General features: G+C 70.2%; 15 protein-coding genes and 1 pseudogene. 5 read left to right on the forward strand and 11 right to left on the reverse strand.

Annotation, left to right across the window (positions count from 1 at the left end; all coding sequences use genetic code 11):
* Positions 1-588: 588 nt before the first annotated feature.
* From H0524_RS03880 to purN, 4 genes and pseudogenes are all read right to left on the reverse strand, one after another.
* Positions 589-1,854 carry an ATP-binding protein gene (locus H0524_RS03880; protein ID WP_180197402.1) on the reverse strand — a complete coding sequence of 422 codons (1,266 nt, stop codon included), beginning with the start codon at positions 1,852-1,854 and terminating at the stop codon, positions 589-591.
* Between the two features lie 64 nt (positions 1,855-1,918).
* Positions 1,919-1,993 (reverse strand): annotated as a pseudogene (locus tag H0524_RS24435) (transcriptional regulator); the annotation flags it as partial.
* 88 nt (positions 1,994-2,081) lie between these two features.
* Positions 2,082-3,653 (reverse strand): bifunctional phosphoribosylaminoimidazolecarboxamide formyltransferase/IMP cyclohydrolase, encoded by a 1,572-nt coding sequence (purH, locus tag H0524_RS03885; protein WP_180197403.1) that lies wholly within the window; start codon positions 3,651-3,653, stop codon positions 2,082-2,084.
* Complete coding sequence (purN, locus tag H0524_RS03890) at positions 3,650-4,270, reverse strand: phosphoribosylglycinamide formyltransferase (RefSeq protein ID WP_180197404.1); 621 nt, start codon at positions 4,268-4,270, stop codon at positions 3,650-3,652. The genes purH and purN overlap by 4 nt, the downstream gene beginning before the upstream one ends.
* A gap of 212 nt (positions 4,271-4,482) precedes the next feature.
* Between purN and H0524_RS03895 the strand changes: the two genes are divergently transcribed.
* Entirely contained in the window at positions 4,483-5,103 is a 621-nt protein-coding gene (locus H0524_RS03895) for a DUF4190 domain-containing protein (RefSeq protein ID WP_180197405.1), read from the forward strand.
* An 11-nt stretch (positions 5,104-5,114) separates the two neighbouring features.
* Here the strand turns inward: H0524_RS03895 and H0524_RS03900 are convergent, their stop codons facing one another.
* Positions 5,115-6,383: a DUF6350 family protein gene (locus H0524_RS03900; protein ID WP_180197406.1), complete on the reverse strand. Its 1,269-nt coding sequence runs from the start codon at positions 6,381-6,383 to the stop codon at positions 5,115-5,117.
* Positions 6,384-6,608: 225 nt separating this feature from the next.
* Here H0524_RS03900 and H0524_RS03905 point away from each other — a divergent pair, with 225 nt between their 5' ends.
* Entirely contained in the window at positions 6,609-6,860 is a 252-nt protein-coding gene (locus tag H0524_RS03905; protein ID WP_180197407.1) for a hypothetical protein, read from the forward strand.
* A 60-nt stretch (positions 6,861-6,920) separates the two neighbouring features.
* On the opposite strand, the gene sucD is transcribed toward H0524_RS03905, so the two are convergent.
* From sucD to H0524_RS03920, 3 genes are all read right to left on the reverse strand, one after another.
* On the reverse strand, positions 6,921-7,808 hold the full coding sequence (gene sucD, locus H0524_RS03910; protein WP_180197408.1) for a succinate--CoA ligase subunit alpha: 888 nt from the start codon (positions 7,806-7,808) through the stop codon (positions 6,921-6,923).
* Positions 7,809-7,811: 3 nt separating this feature from the next.
* Entirely contained in the window at positions 7,812-8,990 is a 1,179-nt protein-coding gene (gene sucC / locus H0524_RS03915; RefSeq protein ID WP_180197409.1) for an ADP-forming succinate--CoA ligase subunit beta, read from the reverse strand.
* 412 nt (positions 8,991-9,402) lie between these two features.
* Positions 9,403-9,807, reverse strand: coding sequence for a cobalamin B12-binding domain-containing protein (locus tag H0524_RS03920; protein WP_012015020.1), 405 nt, complete (start codon positions 9,805-9,807; stop codon positions 9,403-9,405).
* A gap of 418 nt (positions 9,808-10,225) precedes the next feature.
* Between H0524_RS03920 and H0524_RS03925 the strand changes: the two genes are divergently transcribed.
* The gene (locus H0524_RS03925; protein ID WP_033665908.1) at positions 10,226-10,939 is read left to right on the forward strand and encodes a M23 family metallopeptidase; all 714 of its coding nucleotides are present in this window, start codon (positions 10,226-10,228) and stop codon (positions 10,937-10,939) included.
* Positions 10,940-11,212: 273 nt separating this feature from the next.
* A complete protein-coding gene (locus H0524_RS03930; protein ID WP_180197410.1) occupies positions 11,213-12,046 on the forward strand; it encodes a M23 family metallopeptidase in 834 nt (277 codons plus the stop codon).
* Between the two features lie 59 nt (positions 12,047-12,105).
* On the opposite strand, the gene pcrA is transcribed toward H0524_RS03930, so the two are convergent.
* Complete coding sequence (gene pcrA, locus H0524_RS03935; protein WP_180197411.1) at positions 12,106-14,493, reverse strand: DNA helicase PcrA; 2,388 nt, start codon at positions 14,491-14,493, stop codon at positions 12,106-12,108.
* A gap of 366 nt (positions 14,494-14,859) precedes the next feature.
* Here pcrA and H0524_RS03940 point away from each other — a divergent pair, with 366 nt between their 5' ends.
* Positions 14,860-15,198 carry a chorismate mutase gene (locus H0524_RS03940; RefSeq protein ID WP_180197412.1) on the forward strand — a complete coding sequence of 113 codons (339 nt, stop codon included), beginning with the start codon at positions 14,860-14,862 and terminating at the stop codon, positions 15,196-15,198.
* Positions 15,199-15,273: 75 nt separating this feature from the next.
* Here the strand turns inward: H0524_RS03940 and H0524_RS03945 are convergent, their stop codons facing one another.
* Positions 15,274-16,284: an ABC transporter ATP-binding protein gene (locus H0524_RS03945; RefSeq protein ID WP_180197413.1), complete on the reverse strand. Its 1,011-nt coding sequence runs from the start codon at positions 16,282-16,284 to the stop codon at positions 15,274-15,276.
* A complete protein-coding gene (locus H0524_RS03950) occupies positions 16,277-17,314 on the reverse strand; it encodes an ABC transporter ATP-binding protein (protein ID WP_180197414.1) in 1,038 nt (345 codons plus the stop codon). Before H0524_RS03950 ends, H0524_RS03945 begins: the two co-directional genes overlap by 8 nt.

A 17,314-nucleotide genomic window follows, 5' to 3' on the forward strand; every position in this document is an offset into this window, starting at 1 on the left:
GGAACTCGCCGCCTTACGGAACTCGACGAAAGGCGAACCCGTGGCGGCCTCTTCCAAGCTATCCAGTGTGGTGCGGTGTTTACTCCGGCGGCAGGAGTTGCCGCCACGAACGCAGGTCGGGGAGCGTCACCAGGCGATTGAGCGGGAAGCTGCCCGGCAGCGGCTGCTCGACCAGGCGAAACGGCTACGGGACACGCAGTGGCACCGCGAGCCGACTCAGCCCGCGCGCCCTACCCCGACGACGGTAGAGCAGAGCACCGATGCCGAGACAAGAGGCCACCGGTGAGACGAGGGGCCATCGGCGGGGCCGGCGGCCGCTTCCGGCGCGGTGCCGGATGACCGCCCACAGCCCGGTCACCCGAGCATGGACCTGCAACGGCTGCGGCCTGCCCTGGCCCTGCCCAACCCGAAAGCAGGAGCTACAGGCGGAGTACGACCGTGCCCCGGTCTCGCTGGCCCTCTACCTCGGCGCGCACCTCGTCCAAGCCACCGAGGACATGCCCTGGACCCCCGCCGGAATCCTCCACCGACGATTCCTCGGCTGGACCCGCAGCCGTGCAGTCCACGCCAGCGGCACGCGGGAAAACCTCAGTGCAGTCGATCTCCGGTCGGGGCAGGTAGCCGCCACAGGGCGCTGACGGGCAGTGCGCGCAGTCGGTCGCCGAACGGCAGCGTGGACGTTCCGGTGTAGAGGACAACGCCAGCGAGGAAATCGTCGCCGAGGCGGTCGGCGAGTCGGCGCAGCCCCCGGAAGTCGTCGGGTCCGACCGTGCTGGCGGCTTTGACCTCAACCCCGACGACCTGTCCGGATCGGTTTTCGAGCACCGCGTCGACCTCGTACTGGCTCTGGTCGCGGTAGTGGTACAGCTCGACGAGCTGCTCGGACCAGGTGAGCTGACGAGAAAGCTCGGACAGCACGAATGATTCGAGCATCGGGCCGAATGGGGCACCCGGCCGGAGCAGCGCCCGGGCATCGGTCGCGAGCTCGTTGGCGGCGATACCAGAATCAACGAAGATCAGCTTCGCTGCGGCGGTGGCCCGGGTGCCCAGGTTGCGGGACCAGCCGGGGATCCGCTTGACCAGGAAGATCTCTTCCAGCGCCTGGAGGTAGCGGGCGACCGTCGGCCGACTCAGTCCGAGTGCGGACTCGAGAGAGTTGGCGGCGGTGATCGTCGCGGACCTGGCCGCGAGCAGGCGGATCAGCTTCCGCAGCTCGCCCTTGTGCTGGATGTCGGACAACTGCCGGACGTCGCGGTCGATCAGCGCTTGGATGTACGCGTCGAAAAACCGTTGGCGGCGTCGCGGGTCGATACGGGCCGTCGCTTCGGGCAGACCGCCGCGCACGATTCTGGCAGCGTAGTCGGCGCGGGTCACATCCGACTCGTGTCGCAGGTCCGCCCCGACAGTGAAGACCGTGTCAACGAATCCGTCCGGCTCGCCGTCGAGTTCACCTTGGGAGAACGGCCAGAGTTCGATGGTTTCCATCCGGCCTGGCAACGCATCCGGGGCGGCCACCATGCCGAACAGCCGCGATGACCCGGTGAGCAGATACCGGCCGGGGCGGGGGTCCTCGTCAACCGCCGCCTTGATCGCCAACAGCAGCTCCGGAACGCGCTGAATCTCGTCGATGACCAGGAGTTCTGCGGAGCCCACGAAGCCGACCGGATCGGTAGCCGCTGCGGCCCGGTCCTGCGCCCGGTCGAGATCGTGCCGCTCGGCGAGCCGGTCCCCGGCGAGGACCCGAACCAGAGTGCTCTTGCCAGCCTGGCGCGCCCCGCTGATCAGCACGACGCGAGTGTCCGCCAAGGCGGCGTTGACCTGCGCGGCAGCATGGCGTGGGATCAGATGAGGCACGTCTGATGATACCCCGGGGGTTTCGATCTGCGAGGCATTCGGCTTTCGATCCGCGGGGCATCCGACTTTCGATCTGCGGGGCCCCAGGCTTTCGATCTGCGAGGTCCTCAGGTAGGCCATCGACGACGCCGACGTGGCCGTCCCGCGCCTGGCCGACCCGGCCAGCACCTTTGGCTGACCGGGCAGGCCTCACTGTCGACGGCGGGTTGGAACTGACCTGACCTCGGTCAGTGGAAAAAGTGCCGGGTGCCGGTCAGGTACATGGTCACGCCGGCCGCCTTGGCAGCGGCGATGACCTCCTCGTCCCGGATCGATCCACCGGGCTGGACGATCGCCCGCACTCCGGCGTCGAAGAGGACCTTCGGCCCGTCGGCGAACGGGAAGAACGCGTCGGAGGCGCACACCGCCCCCCGCGCCCGTTCGGCGCCTGCCCGCTCCACCGCCAGCCGGGCCGAGTCGACCCGGTTGACCTGCCCCATGCCCACGCCGACGGTCGCGCCGTCGCGGGCCAGCAGGATCGCGTTGCTCTTCACCGCTCGGACCGCCCGCCAGGCGAAGGCCAGGTCCCGCAGGGTCGCCTCGTCGGCGGCCTCGCCGGTCGCCAGCTGCCAGGTGGCCGGGTCGTCGCCCGCGGCGTCCACCCGGTCCCGGAGCTGTACCAGCATCCCACCGGTGACCGGTCGCCACTCCGCCGACGCCGGGGCGTAGGCGGGGGCGCGCAGCAGACGCACGTTCTTCTTGCCCCGCAGCACCTCAAGGGCGTCGGGTTCGAACTCCGGGGCCACAACGACCTCGGTGAACACCTCCGCCACCTGCCCGGCGAGCTCGACGCCGACCGGCCGGTTCACGGCGATCACGCCACCGAAGGCGGACACCGGGTCGCAGGCGTGTGCCTTGCGGTGCGCCTCGGCGACGTCCGCGCCCACCGCGATGCCGCACGGGTTGGCGTGCTTGATGATCGCCACCGCCGGCTGGTCGGGGAAGTCGTTGGCGGCCCGCCAGGCGGCGTCGGCGTCAACGTAGTTGTTGTACGACATCTCCTTGCCGTGCAGCTGCTCGGCCTGGGCGAGCCCGGCCGGGCTCGACGGGTCGGTGTAGAGGGCAGCCGGCTGGTGCGGGTTCTCCCCGTACCGCAGCACCGCGTCGCGGCGCAGCGCCAAGCCGGCGAAGCCCGGCCACGGCGCGTCCTCCTCGACCAACTCCCGCGCGCACCACTCGGCGACGGCCACGTCGTAGTCGGCGATCACCGCGAACGCCCGGGCCGCGAGCGCCCGGCGCTGCGCCAGGGTGAAGCCACCCGCCCGTACCGCCGCCAGCAGTTGGGGGTAGCCCGACGGGTCGGTCACCACGGCGACCGAGGCGTGGTTCTTGGCGGCGGCCCGCACCATCGCCGGGCCACCGATGTCGATCTGCTCGACGCACTCGTCCTGCCCCGCCCCGGAGGCGACGGTCGCCTGGAACGGGTACAGGTTGGACACCAGCAGGTCGATCGCCCCGATGCCGTGCTCAGCGAGCTGCCCCACGTGCGAGTCCTTGCGCAGGTCCGCGAGGAGCCCGCCGTGGATCTTGGGATGCAGCGTCTTGACCCGGCCGTCCAGGATCTCCGGGAACCCGGTCACCGAGTCCACCGCGGTGACCGGCACGCCGGCACCGGCGATGGCCGACGCGGTGCTTCCGGTCGAGACGATCTCCACGCCGGCGTCGTGCAACGCCTGGGCCAGCTCGGCCAGACCGGCCTTGTCGTAGACGCTGACCAGCGCCCGCCGGATCGGGCGGCGCTCGTCCTGACTGGAACTCACGGGACCGTGACCTTTCTTCCGGTGATCGTCCAACCTGTACGGACCAGGCGGCCCACCTGCTCGACGAGCTGGTGGCGCTCGGCCTCTTTGATGCGCTCGGTGAGCGTCTGCTCGTCGTCGCCGTCCCGGACCGGCACCGCGACCTGGGCGACGATCGGGCCGGTGTCCGTGCCCGCGTCGACGAAGAAGAGGGTGGCCCCGGTGATTTTCACTCCGTAGGCGAGCGCATCGCGGGGCCCGTGAATGCCGGGGAAGGCCGGCAGCAGGGTGTTGTGCGTGTTCAGATAGCGGTCGCCGAACGCGGCGAGGAAATGCGGGCCGACCAACTTCAGGAAGCCGGCGGAGACGACCAGGTCGGGGGTGTGCTCGGCGACCCGCGCGGTGAGCGCGGCGTCCCAGTCGGAGCGGGTCGGATAGTCCTTCACCCGCTCAACGAAGGTCGGCACCCCGGCCGCCGCGGCCCGGTCCAGCCCGGCGATGCCGTCGCGGTCCGCCCCGACCGCAACCACCCGGGCCCCGTACCCGGGATCGGTGGCCGCGTCGAGCAACGCCTGAAGGTTACTGCCGGAGCCGGAGACGAGAACGACGATACGGGCGGCAGACGCGGGCTCAGGCACCGGACAACCCTATCGGGGTGCCCCGGCCGCCGGTCCGCTGGGCGGCAAGCCGACTCTGCACCCTGGGCTGGACCCGGTACGCTGCCGGTCGCTCCCCCGCGCACCGATGGCGACAGTTGTCCCGTTGCCGCACCCGTTCGAAGGAGTATCGAGAGGTGTAGCCGGAATCCCGCCCCAGTCCTCGAACTCCTGCTGATTAACCGGGGAACCACATGCAGCCCGACCCGTCCACGCCACAGCCCGACCCATCCACCCCACAGCCCGACCCATCCACCCCGCCGGCGGACCCGTTCCACCCACCCGTCGACCCGTACACCCCACCCGTCGACCCGTGGGCCCCACCGGCCGACCCGTACGCCCCACCGGCTGCCTCGGTTCCGCAGCAGCCGTACCCCCCGCCGCCGGTGAACCCGTACGCCGCGCCCACCACACCGCCGAACCCGCCACCACCGAACCCGTACGCCGCGCCCACCACACCGCCGAACCCGCCACCACCGAACCCGTACGCCGCGCCCACCGCTGCGCCGTACCCGGGGCCCTACGGTGGGGTGCAGATGTACCCGAACGCGGGCTACCCGCTCCCGGCGGGGAAGCAGAACGCACTCGGACTGCTCTCCATGATCCTCGGCATCGTGTCGGTCCCGCTGGCCTGTTGCTATCTCGGCCTGCCGGTGGGCATCGCCGCGATGGTGACCGGATGGCTCGGCCAACAGAAGGTCGAGCAGGGGCTCGCGGACAATCGTGGTCAGGCCCTGGCCGGCATGATCTGCGGAGCGATCGGTGCGCTGCTGGGCCTCGGCTGGATTGCCTTGAGCATCCTGCGCGCCATCTAGTCGCGGCGGCGTCAGCTGCGGGACAGGAAACGGGCCGCTACCACGCCACCCAGCACGCCGGTCCCGGTCACCACGGTCGCCACCACCGCCACCTGCCACGGCACCGGCCCGACCTCCGCCAGCCGGCCCGCACCCAGCGGGCCGGCTGACGCCGCCGCCGCGGCCCCCACCAGTAGGCCCGTCACCGGGCCGGCGAGCACCACCGGGCGCAGTAGCGGCCCCCACTCTTCCCGGGCACTGTCGCTGCCGGACCGCAGCACCCGACGGGTCAACGACCAGCCCGCCACCATCCCGACCAGAACCGGCGCCGCGAGCAGGCCCGTCCCCAGGCCGTCCACCGGTCCACCGGGGAGACCCGCCACCAGCGGCAGGGCCGGCAACGCCCCCACTGTCACCTCGCTGGTCTGCACCGTGGTGTCGGTGCCAACCGCGAACCCGGGGCCGAGCAGGTAGCTGGTTGACCAGATCGCCGCGTTCGGGGCGTACGCCAGGTTGACCAGGGTGATCCCGGCCTGGCCCGCCACCCCGGTGTGGTAGGCCGCGATCAGGTCGGCCGCGTCACCGCCGCCGGTCGCCACCGCCAGCCCCGCCACGCCGGCCCCCGCCGCAAGTAGCAGCAGCGCCGCGACCAGACCGGTCCGGATCCCCTCCCGCAGCGGTAGCGGCGCCCGCGCGGCGAGCAGGTCACCGAGCCCGGTCGTGCGAACCGCCCCGACGAGGGCAGCGACGGTGGCGACCGCGGCGAGGGTCAGGCCGGTCCGTACCGGCGACACCTCCACCGTCCCCCCGGTGACCAGCAGGGCGGCGAGCACTCCGAGGACGGTGTAGGCGATCCCGACCGACCCCGCGGCGACGAACGCGCGCTTCGGCGACCTGCTGCCCCGGGCGCCGATAGCCCGGGTGACGTGCACTCCGGCCCGGGTGAGTCGCCAACCGGCGAGCAGGGTCACCGCCAGCGGGGCGAGGCCGAGCGGACCGGCGTTCGTCGTCAGCGGGACACCGTGCCCGAGCAACCAGCCGGCCAGCCCGACCCGGACCGCGTCCGGCAGGCTCGACGCACCCGCACTGAGCTGGAAAAACCAGAGCACAACTGCCACCGGTAGCCAGGAGGTGAGCGCCGCACCGACCGCGGCGACGCCCGCGGCGACGGCCAGCGGCGGACGGCTCGGCGGCCCTTCCGCCCGGGGCGCGGGTACCCGGCGAGCCGGCCCGGGTCGCCCCGGTGGGCGGGCACCCACCCGGGTGCGCCGGCCGGGCTGATCGGGGGTGACAGAGGACATCAGGTCTACTCTGACATGCCGTGGGGGTAGTAGCAGGTCGATAAACCCCCCGGGCGGGTTCGAGTTGCGTGATCCACCGTCTCCTGCCTCCGATCCGGTCTAGCCTCGGCCACAGGACGCCACCGTGGCCGACCGGTGGGTCGAGTGGGGACCTCCACCACCGGAGGTGTTGACCGTGCCCCCCGTACCCCCGGCGGGCGCGGCACCGATGCGAGGAGGCACGCCGTGACCGCTGCATATCCGCCGTCCGACGCGGCGGCGGGCAAGGACCGGACGACGCTCTGGGGCGTACTCGGCATCGTCGTCGGCCTGCTCTGCTGCGGCGTCCTCGGGATTGTCTTCGGCTACCTGTCAATCCGCGATGCGCGGCGCTTCGGCAACTCGCCGGTGCTCGGCTGGTTGGGCATCGCCTTCGGCGTGTTCAACATCATCGCCAACGGAGTTCTCTACCTGGGTGGCAGCAATCCGTTCAGCTGAGTTGACGACTGGGGGGATCAGCCGTGGACGGCTGATCCCCCCAGCGGTCGTCGCCAGGGCTCAGCCCGCGGACATGATCTCCCGCATCAGCCGGGCCGTCTCGGTCGGAGTCTTGCCGACCTTGACGCCGACTGCTTCCAGCGCCGTCTTCTTGGCCTCCGCGGTGCCGGCCGAGCCGGAGATGATCGCACCCGCGTGCCCCATCGTCTTCCCGGGCGGTGCGGTGAAGCCGGCGATGTAACCGACTACCGGCTTGGTGACGTTCGCCTTGATGAACTCGGCAGCCCGCTCCTCGGCGTCGCCACCGATCTCACCGATCATGACAATCGCATCGGTGTCCGGGTCATCCTCGAACGCGGCCAGCGCATCGATGTGCGTGGTGCCGATGATCGGGTCACCGCCGATACCGACACAGGTGGAGAAGCCGATGTCGCGCAGCTCGTACATCATCTGGTAGGTCAGCGTGCCGCTCTTGCTGACCAGGCCGATCCGGCCGGCGCCGGTGATGTCGGCCGGGATGATGCCGGCGTTGGAGGCACCCGGCGACACGATCCCCGGGCAGTTCGGACCGATGATCCGGGTCCGCTCGCCCTGCGCCACGTTGTACGCCCAGAAGGCGGCGGTGTCGTGCACCGGGACGCCCTCGGTGATCACCACGGCGAGCGAGATGCCGGCGTCGATCGCCTCGATCACCGCGCCCTTGGTGAACTGCGGCGGCACGAAGATGACCGTCACGTTGGCGCCGGTCTCCCGCATCGCGTCGGCGACGCTCGCGAAGACCGGCAGCTCGGCGCCGTCGAAGTCAACGGTGGTGCCCGCCTTGCGCGGGTTCACCCCACCGACGATGTCGGTGCCCGCGGCGAGCATCCGCCGGGTGTGCTTGGAACCCTCGGAACCGGTCATCCCCTGCACGATGACCTTCGAGTCCTTGGTCAGCCAGATCGCCATTTGTCAGACCCCCGCAGCGGCCAGCTCGGCGGCCCGCTCGGCCGCACCGTCCATCGTGTCGACCCGCTGGATCAGCGGGTTGTTCGCGCCGTCGAGAATCGCCCGACCGGCCTCCGCGTTGTTGCCGTCCAGGCGGACGACCAGCGGCCTGGTCACCTTCTCGCCCCGCTGCTCGAGCAGGGCCAGCGCCTGCACGATGCCGTTGGCGACCGCGTCGCAGGCGGTGATCCCGCCGAAGACGTTGACGAAGACGCTCTTCACCGCGGGGTCGGAGAGCACGATCTCGAGGCCGTTGGCCATCACTGCCGCGCTCGCACCGCCACCGATGTCGAGGAAGTTCGCCGGCTTCACGCCGCCGTGCCGCTCACCGGCGTACGCGACCACGTCGAGGGTCGACATGACCAGTCCGGCGCCGTTGCCGATGATGCCGACCTCACCGTCGAGCTTGACGTAGTTGAGGTCCTTCTCCTTGGCGGCCTGCTCAAGGGGGTCCACCGCGGCCTGGTCCACCAGCGCCTCGTGGTCCGGGTGCCGGAACGCCGCGCTCTCGTCCAGGCTGACCTTGGCGTCGAGCAGGAGCAGCCCGCCCTCGGCGGTCTTGGCGAGTGGGTTCACCTCGACCAGCGTCGCGTCCTCCGCGACGAACGCCTGCCAGAGGTCCACCGCGATCTCGACGGCCTGGTCGACAACCTCGGCCGGGAAACCGGCCTGGGTGACGATCCGCCGGGCCGTCGCCGCGTCCACGCCGACGTTCGCGTCGATCGGCGCCTTGACGACCTTCTCCGGCGTCTCGGCGGCCACCTGCTCGATGTCCATCCCACCGGCGACACTGGCGATGCAGAGGAAGGTGCGGTTCGCCCGGTCCAACAGGTAGGAGAAGTAGTACTCCTCGGCCACGTCCGCGGTCACGGTGATCATGACCTTGTGGACGGTGTGCCCCTTGATGTCCATGCCGAGGATGTCGGTGGCCCGGGCCGCCGTCTCCTCCGCGCCCTCGGTCAGCTTCACGCCGCCGGCCTTGCCCCGTCCGCCGACCTTCACCTGCGCCTTGACAACCACCCGACCGCCGAGGCGTTCGGCGATCGCGCGGGCCTCCTCCGGGGTCGTGGCGACGCCGCCGGCGAGCACGGGCAACCCGTGCCGCTCGAACAGGTCCCGCCCCTGGTACTCGTACAGGTCCACGATTGCGCGTCCCGTCCCGTCTCCGCGGCGCGCCGTCGCGCCGCCACCAGCGTATGGAAAACAGTTTGACGCCTGTCATCAGTTGTAACAGGCCATTGAAGTCAGCCTAGCGAGGTCGACACCACCAACGACCAAGCGGGTACGCGATGTGCGGTTTTGCACAGCCGACTGGCCAGCACCCACCGTTTGGTCGGGTGTCAGCCTTCCGGACGATGTTTTCCCCGACACGTAACCCCGGAGGCCAGACCTCGTTGAGTCAGATGTCAAAGCGCTGATCAGCGCGGCGACGAGACGGCCGATGCCCTGTCGGTCGAGGGGTGGCGGCGGGGCATCGTGCATAGAGAGGCCGGGCGTGTGAGGGGTGCGTCCGGCCTCTCCCCCTGCCCGGCCCGTGAACTCCCCGGGCCGATCGTCAGGCGACGGCCTGCGCCACGTTCTGCCGAACCCAGTCCACGATCGACCCCGTGGTGGCCCCCGGCGTGAAAATCTTGGCCACGCCAATCTGCTGCAGTTCCGGGATATCAGTGTCCGGGATGATGCCCCCGCCAAAGACGACGATGTCTCGCGCGTCCCGCTCGGCAAGGAGCTCCAACACCCGCCGGAAAAGGGTCATGTGCGCCCCGGACAGAACGGAAAGTCCGACCGCGTCGGCGTCCTCCTGGATCGCGGTCTCCACAATCTGCTCCGGGGTCTGATGCAGACCGGTGTAGATGACCTCCATCCCGGCGTCCCGGAGGGCACGCGCGACGACCTTTGCGCCGCGGTCATGGCCGTCCAGGCCCGGCTTGGCGACGACGACCCGAACACGAGAGCTCATCTGCGCATCCCTTTCACCGGCTCCGCGGCTTGACCTTAACGAACGGTAACCCGACCGGTCCGGGCCGCGGAATCCGGGCCGCCGAACACCCCCGCCACCTCGGTGCCCGCCCACCCACCGGAGACGGGGTCACCCTGACTCGGTCAAGTCGGACGGCTCCACCTTTCGGTCACCCTACGCGACGAACAGGATGAGATAGGGGACACCTTCACCGGCCTAGCCCCAGGACAATAGTGGATACAAACGGACAGAACATCACACGAATTTAGCGATGCGGCTTGTGACGGACGTGGTGGTTGGTTACCGTGTCCAACGGTTGTCATCAGGTCCATGGACGGGTGACGACGCGGTCGGAGGAGTTCACCCAGCTTCGCGAACCCACCCGATCGCCTCGATACCCCGACAACGGAGGGTGTGCGTGCGCCAGCGCCTGTCGTCTGAGCCCGATAGATATCGCGGCCGCCGCCGCGTACCCACCCCACCGCGGAGCCGCTACGCCGCCGTGGTCACCACTGCCCTCGTCGGCGCCAGCGGGGTCGCCCTCTTCGCCGGCAGCGCCCTCCCCGACGCCAAGAGCGTCAGCCCAACGGTCCTGGACGAGCTCAAGGCGGCTTCCGCGCTGAGCGAGGACGCCGCGGAGCGCGCCGACGCCGCCGACCGCTCGTCGCGGGACGGCGAGCGGTTCAGCTTGGAGGCGGAGAGCGGAGTCTGGTGCCTCCCACTCAAGGACTACGAGTTCAACTCCCCGTACGGCGTACAGGGTGAAGAGCTGCACACCGGCGTGGACCTGGTCGCCCCGGAGGGCACCCCCTACGTCTCCGTCCATGACGGCACCGTCACCAAGGCCGGCTGGTTCGGCGGCTACGGCTACACGGTGATCGTCGCGCATGCCGACGGCAGCGAGGCCATCTACGGGCACTCCTCCACCCTCAGCGTGCAGGAGGGACAGCAGGTCAAGGCCGGCGACCAGCTCGGCCTGGTCGGCAACACCGGCCTCTCCTACGGCTCCCACCTACACCTTGAGGTCCATGTCAAGGGCGAGCCGCTCGACCCGGTGCCCTGGCTGATGGAGCGCGGAGTGGACATCAAACTCCAGATGGAACCTTTCTACAGCGAGGTAGCGACACCCTGACGCTGTGTCATGCCCTACTGCCGCCCGGATCGAAGGATCCGGGCGGTTTTCTCTCTCCACCAGCCGGTGCAGGTGTTTGAGGTCACCTCCAACACTGTGACTGACCTCATGCACGAGCCGGGGTCGCTGCCGCCGCTATTCGCGACACGGGCCGACATAGCTCCGACGATCGCACCGGACCGCGCCCGCCCGCGGGCCCCTCGTCTCCGGCCGGCTCCGGGCAGACCTCAGGATGTCGAGGTCACGTGCCCCTACGAGCAGTGAAGGTCCGCTGTGCAGAACGACACCTCCCGCTCGCGCAGGAACACCGCCCCGACCCGCCACCGGCGACCAATCAACACCCGAGGTCGGGTACTGCGGGCCACGGTCACCGCGGTAGCCGGACTCGCCCTCGCCGGAGTCGCGGTAACAGCGATCGTCGGCGATGACCAGGACGCCACACCGAACGAAGCTGTCCACGTCGACCTGCGGGGCCAAGCCGAGGCCCGGGCCCGGGCCGAGGCCGAGGCCGCCGCTGAAGCCGAGGCCGCCGCTGAAGCCGAGGCCGCCGCCCGCACTGCGGCGGCCGCCCGCGCCGATCGCTCCGCCCGAAAGTCGGCGAGCAGCAGTCCGAGCGCCAGCGCCTCGGCGAGCCCCACGGCGCAGCCCTCGGCGAGCGCGACACCACCGAAGGTGACAGCCAAGCCGACAACGACCGCGTCGACACCGGCCTGGGTCATCCCCATGGCCGACGCCTCCATCACCTCCTGTTACGGCCCCCGGGGAGGAATGCTGCACGCCGGCATCGACTTCGCCCTGCCCGCCGGCACCCCGGTCCGCGCCGCTTCCGGCGGCACCGTGACGAAAGCCGGCGACGCCGGTGACGGGTACGGCATCTCGGTCGTCATCGACCACGGCAACGGATATCTGACCCACTACGCCCACCTGAGCACCGCGAAGGTGAGCGTCGGCGACCCGGTCGACACCGGTGACACCATCGGCCTGGAGGGCTCCACCGGCGACTCCACCGGCCCGCACCTGCACTTCGAGGTGCATCAGGGACAGCTGTGGAACCAGATCGACCCGGCGCCGTTCCTCCGTGAACGCGGCATCGACGTGGCCTGCTGACCGAGTGACGCCGCGCCTCCCGGGGCCGACGGCGACCGAACAGCGCCCGGACCGTCCGCTCAGAGTCGATCGATCGGTGCGTGCCGGAGCACCAGCCAGACCGTCTGGTCGCCGAAGTCGATCTGGGCACGGGCGCCAGGGCCATGCCCCTCCACCGCGAGCACCCGACCCAGCCCGTACCGCTGGTGGTTGACCCGGTCCCCGACCGCGACCCGCGGGGGCGCCGACGGCAACTCGCTGGCCGTGGCGAGGCGGCTACCGTCCACGCCGAGCCGACGCGCCAGCTGCGTGGCTTTCGGCGTGCCCCCGGTGAAGCCGCCTGGCCCCCGGTCCGCGCGACCGCCCACGCCCCCACCGCCACCGGCCCACGAGGTGTACGAGCCCTCGGTGCGCTCCCAGCGCACCAACTCCACCGGCAGCTCCGCGAGAAACCGGGACGGCGCGTTGTAGGCCGGCTGGCCCCACGCCGAGCGGGTGACCGCCCGGGACAGGTAGAGCCGCTGCCGGGCCCGGGTGATCCCCACGTACGCCAGGCGTCGCTCCTCCTCCAGTTCGTGGTTGTCGCCGAAGGTGCGGGCGTGCGGGAAGACCCCGTCCTCCAAACCGGTCAGGAATACCACCGGAAACTCCAGCCCCTTGGCGGTGTGCAGTGTCATCAGGGTGACCACCCCCTGGTGCTCCGGGTCGTCGGCGGGCAACTGGTCGGCGTCGGCTACCAGCGCGACCTGCTCCAGGAAGCCGGCGACGGTGGCTCGCTCGCCCTCCTCACCCAGGCCCTCCACCCGCTCCGTGTACTCCCGGGCCACGCTGACCAGCTCCTGGAGGTTGTCGACCCGGCCGGCATCCTGCGGGTCCAGGCTCTCCTCCAGCTCGGCCAGGTACCCCGACCGGTTCAGCAACGCCTCCAGCACCTCCTCGGGTGCGCTGGTCTCCGCGACCTCCCGGGCCCCATCGAGCAGCGCGATGAACTCCGCGATGCCGTTCGCCGCCCGGGTGGAGATGCCCGGCGCGTCCCTGGCCCGGCGCAGGGCCGCGCCGAACGAGATCCGGTCTCGGCTGGCCAGCGCCTCGACGCACGCCTCGGCGCGCTCCCCGATGCCCCGGCGGGGGGTGTTCAGCACCCGACGAAGGCTGACCGTGTCGTCCTCGTTGACCAACGCCCGCAGGTAGGCCAGGGCGTCCCGGACCTCCTTCCGCTCGTAGAAGCGGACCCCGCCGACGACCTTGTAGGGGAGGCCGACGCGGATGAACACCTCCTCGAAAACCCGGGACTGGGCGTTGGTGCGGTAGAAGACCGCCACGTCCCCCGGCCGGGTGTCGCCGTCGTCCACGAGCCGGTCGATCTCCCGGGCGACCCAGTCGGCCTCGGTGTGCTCGGTGTCGGCGACGTAGCCGACGATCGGGTCACCGGTCCCGGCCTCGCTCCAGAGCCGCTTGGGCTTACGGGAGGTGTTTCGGTCGATCACGGCGTTGGCCGCGTTCAGGATGGTCTGGGTGGAGCGGTAGTTCTGCTCCAGCAGGATTGTCCGGGCATCGCGGAAGTCCCGCTCGAACTCCAGGATGTTGCGGATCGTCGCGCCCCGGAACGCGTAGATCGACTGGTCGGCGTCGCCCACCACGCAGAGCTCCGCCGGGTCGAGCCCGTCGGTACCCGACACCAACTCCTTGATCAACACGTACTGGGCGTGGTTGGTGTCCTGATACTCGTCAACCAGCACGTGCCGGAACCGACGCCGGTAGGTCTCCGCGACGTGCGGATGCGACTGGAGCAGGTGCACCGTGGTCATGATCAGATCGTCGAAATCGAGCGCGTGCGCCTCCCGGAGCCGCCGCTGGTAGAGCGCGTACGCCTCGGCGAGCGCCCGCTCGTTCGGCCCCTTGGCCCGGGCGGCGAACTCCTCGGGGTCAACCAGCTCGTTCTTCAGGTTGGAGACCTGGGCGGCCAGCCCCCGCGCCGGGTAGCGCTTCGGGTCGAGGTCCAGCTCCCGGGTGACCAGTTGCATCAGCCGACGGGAGTCGTCGGCGTCATAGATCGAGAAGGTCGACTTCAAACCGGCGTGCTCGTGCTCGGCCCGCAGGATGCGGACGCACGCGGAGTGGAAGGTCGAGACCCACATCAACCGGGCACGCGGCCCGACCAGCTGGGCCACCCGCTCCTTCATCTCGCCCGCGGCCTTGTTGGTGAAGGTGATCGCGATGATCTCGCCTGGGTGCACCTGTCGCTCCGCGAGCAGGTACGCGATCCGATGGGTGAGCACCCGGGTCTTGCCGGAGCCGGCCCCGGCCACGATGAGCAGCGGTGACCCGGTGTGGGTGACCGCCTCCCGCTGGGGGCCGTTCAGCCCGTTGAGCAGCGCCTGCGGGTCGAGGCGCACCGGAGTGGGCCGGCGCGGCGGAGCAGGGTCGGGCGCGGACGAGGGCACGGGAAGGTCAAAGAGAGGATGCATCGCACGGCGAGTCTATGCCGTCGCCCCGACGAATCTCTTCGGCCACGGCCCGGATGTGTGCGACAGCGGGCGACCACAGCCCTGCCCGGCGCACGGCGCGCCCGCCCCGCCCCCGCCCCGGGTCCTCCCCCCGCCGGTGGCACCGGCCGCCCTGGTCCGGGCTTTCCTTGCGCCGCCAGGCGGGAGCGGGCATACTCGGACCCGTGTTCGATCAGCGCGACTACTTTTACTACGGCCCGGAGAGTCCGGCAGCCGTAGGTCACGCCTGATCAACCAAGACCTACGAAAAGGCCCCGGGCTCGCGAGCCCGGGGCCTTTTCGTCTCGGGATCCGGGCACCAGCGCCCGACACCCGAAGGGTACGACGATGATGACAGGCGTGGCGAAGCAGAACGGCAGCGCGGACGGAACGAATGGCGCGGCGGGCACCGACGACCGCAACGCCGGCACGAAGGAGCCGTTGGCTGCAGCGCAGATCGCGGATATCCGGCAACGGATCGACGAGATCGACGGCACCCTGATCGACCTCTGGCAGGAGCGGGCCCGGCTCTCCCGGCAGGTCGGTGTGACCCGGATGGCCTCCGGTGGCACCCGCTTGGTGCTCTCCCGGGAGCAGGAGATCCTGGAACGCTTCCGGTCCGCCCTGGGTGCGGACGGCACCCAGGTCGCCCTCCTGCTGCTACGCGCCGGTCGTGGCCCGCTCTGATCCGGCGGCCCGGTAGCGAAAACAGGACCGGGGCGTCGGCCAGGAATAGCCAACGCCCCGGTCACCGTGGAGCTGCTACCGCTGCGCGTGCACCACGTCCCGAACCTCGGCGAAGTGGCAGGCACTCGGGTGGGCCGAACTCTGCCGGACGGCCAGCGCCGGCTCCTGCTGAGCGCAGATCTCCTGCGCCTTCCAGCAGCGGGTCCGGAACCGGCAGCCGGAGGGCGGGTTCGCCGGCGACGGAACATCACCGGTCAGCACGATCTGGTCCCGCAGACCCCGCAGCTTCGGGTCCGGCACCGGCACCGCCGAGAGCAGCGCCTGCGTGTACGGGTGGGTGGGGTTCTCGTAGATCTGGTCCTCGGTGCCGACCTCCACGACCCGACCGAGGTACATCACGGCGACCCGGTCGGCGATGTGCCGAACCACGGACAGGTCGTGTGCGATGAAGATGTACGACAGCCCCAACTCGTCCTGAAGCTTCTCCAGCAGGTTGATCACCTGCGCCTGGATCGACACGTCCAGGGCGGAGACCGGCTCATCGCACAAGATGATCTCCGGGTTGAGTGCCAGGGCACGGGCGATACCGATGCGCTGGCGCTGACCGCCGGAGAACTGGTGCGGGTACCGGTTGATGTGATCGGGGTTCAGACCGACCAGATCCAGCAGCTCCTGCACCCGGGCCCGCCGCTTGGGCTTAACCAATACCTCGGGGTGCACCTCGAACGGCTCGCCGACGATGTCGCCGACGGTCATCCGCGGGTTGAGGGACGTGTACGGATCCTGCATCACCAGCTGGATGTTGCGCCGGCCACGACGCCGCTCGGCGCCACTGACCTTCGCCATGTTCCGGCCCTGCACGAACAGGTCACCGGAGGTGGGCGTCTCCAGCCCCACCAGCAGCCGGGCCAGGGTCGACTTGCCGCAGCCGGACTCGCCGACGATGCCGAGGGTCTCGCCCCGGCGCAGCTGCAGGTTGATCCCATCGACCGCGCGGACCGCACCGATCTGCCGCTTGAGGAGGATCCCCTGGGTAAGCGGGAAGTGCTTCACCAGGTCACGAGCCTCCAGCACGATGTCAGACATCGGCCTTGACCTCCTTCCAGAAGTGGCAGGCGGAGCTTCGGGACGGCGCCACCTGATACAGCGGCGGCACCGGGTCCCGGCGGCACGCGTCCCGCGCGTACCGGCACCGGGGGTTGAAGGCGCATCCCTTCGGGATGTCGGTCAGCAGCGGCGGCAGCCCCTTGATGGCGGAGAGTTCCTGGCCCTTGAGGTCCAGGCGGGGGATCGACTCCAGCAGACCCTTGGTGTACGGGTGGGACGGGCTCTCGTAGATCTCCCGGACCGGAGCCTCCTCAATGACCCGGCCGGCGTACATCACCGAGATCTGGTCCGCCACGTCGGCGACCACACCCATGTCGTGCGTGATCAGCAACAGGCCCATGTTCCGTTCCCGCTGCAACTCGGCGAGGAGGGACATGATCTGGGCCTGCACGGTGACGTCCAGGGCGGTGGTCGGCTCGTCGGCGATCAACACCTCCGGGTCGAGCGCCAACGCCATGGCGATCATGACACGCTGCCGCATACCACCGGAGAACTGGTGCGGGTACTCGTTCACCCGCTGCTTCGCCGCCGGAATCTTGACCAGGTCAAGCAGCTCGACCGCGCGCACCTTGCTGTCCGCCCGGGACATGCCCCGGTGCTTGCGGAACAGCTCGCTGAGCTGGAAGCCGACCGTGAAGACCGGGTTCAGCGCGGAGAGGGCGTCCTGGAAGATCATCGCGACCCGGTTGGCGCGGACCTTACGCCGCTGCGCCTCCCGGAGCTTGAGCAGGTCAACACCGCGGTAGCGAATCTCCCCGCCGGTGACGAACCCGGGCGGGGTGTCGAGGATGCCCATAATCGCCTGGGCGGTGACACTCTTACCGCAGCCGGACTCACCGAGAATCGCGCGGGTCTCGCCGGCCCGCAGGCTGAAGCTGACGCCGTTGACCGCGTGGGCGATGCCGTTGCGGGTGCGGAACTCGACGTGCAGATCCTTGACCTCGAGCGGCAACGCATCCGAATCAAGGCCGGGCAGGGCGTCCAGCTTGACGTTCACATCAGTGCTCAT

The organism is Salinispora sp. H7-4, from assembly GCF_013416675.1.
GTDB classification, from domain to species: Bacteria; Actinomycetota; Actinomycetes; order Mycobacteriales; family Micromonosporaceae; genus Micromonospora; species Micromonospora vitiensis.

Coding starts and splice junctions, on each gene's coding strand:
- H0524_RS03900 (WP_180197406.1), bottom strand. CDS start 6,383: ATGTCCTCTGTCACCCCCGATCAGCCCGGCCGGCGCACCCGGGTGGGT.
- H0524_RS03950 (WP_180197414.1), bottom strand. CDS start 17,314: ATGAGCACTGATGTGAACGTCAAGCTGGACGCCCTGCCCGGCCTTGAT.
- H0524_RS03920 (WP_012015020.1), bottom strand. CDS start 9,807: ATGAGCTCTCGTGTTCGGGTCGTCGTCGCCAAGCCGGGCCTGGACGGC.
- pcrA (WP_180197411.1), bottom strand. CDS start 14,493: ATGCATCCTCTCTTTGACCTTCCCGTGCCCTCGTCCGCGCCCGACCCT.
- H0524_RS03945 (WP_180197413.1), bottom strand. CDS start 16,284: ATGTCTGACATCGTGCTGGAGGCTCGTGACCTGGTGAAGCACTTCCCG.
- H0524_RS03895 (WP_180197405.1), top strand. CDS start 4,483: ATGCAGCCCGACCCGTCCACGCCACAGCCCGACCCATCCACCCCACAG.
- sucD (WP_180197408.1), bottom strand. CDS start 7,808: ATGGCGATCTGGCTGACCAAGGACTCGAAGGTCATCGTGCAGGGGATG.
- H0524_RS03940 (WP_180197412.1), top strand. CDS start 14,860: ATGATGACAGGCGTGGCGAAGCAGAACGGCAGCGCGGACGGAACGAAT.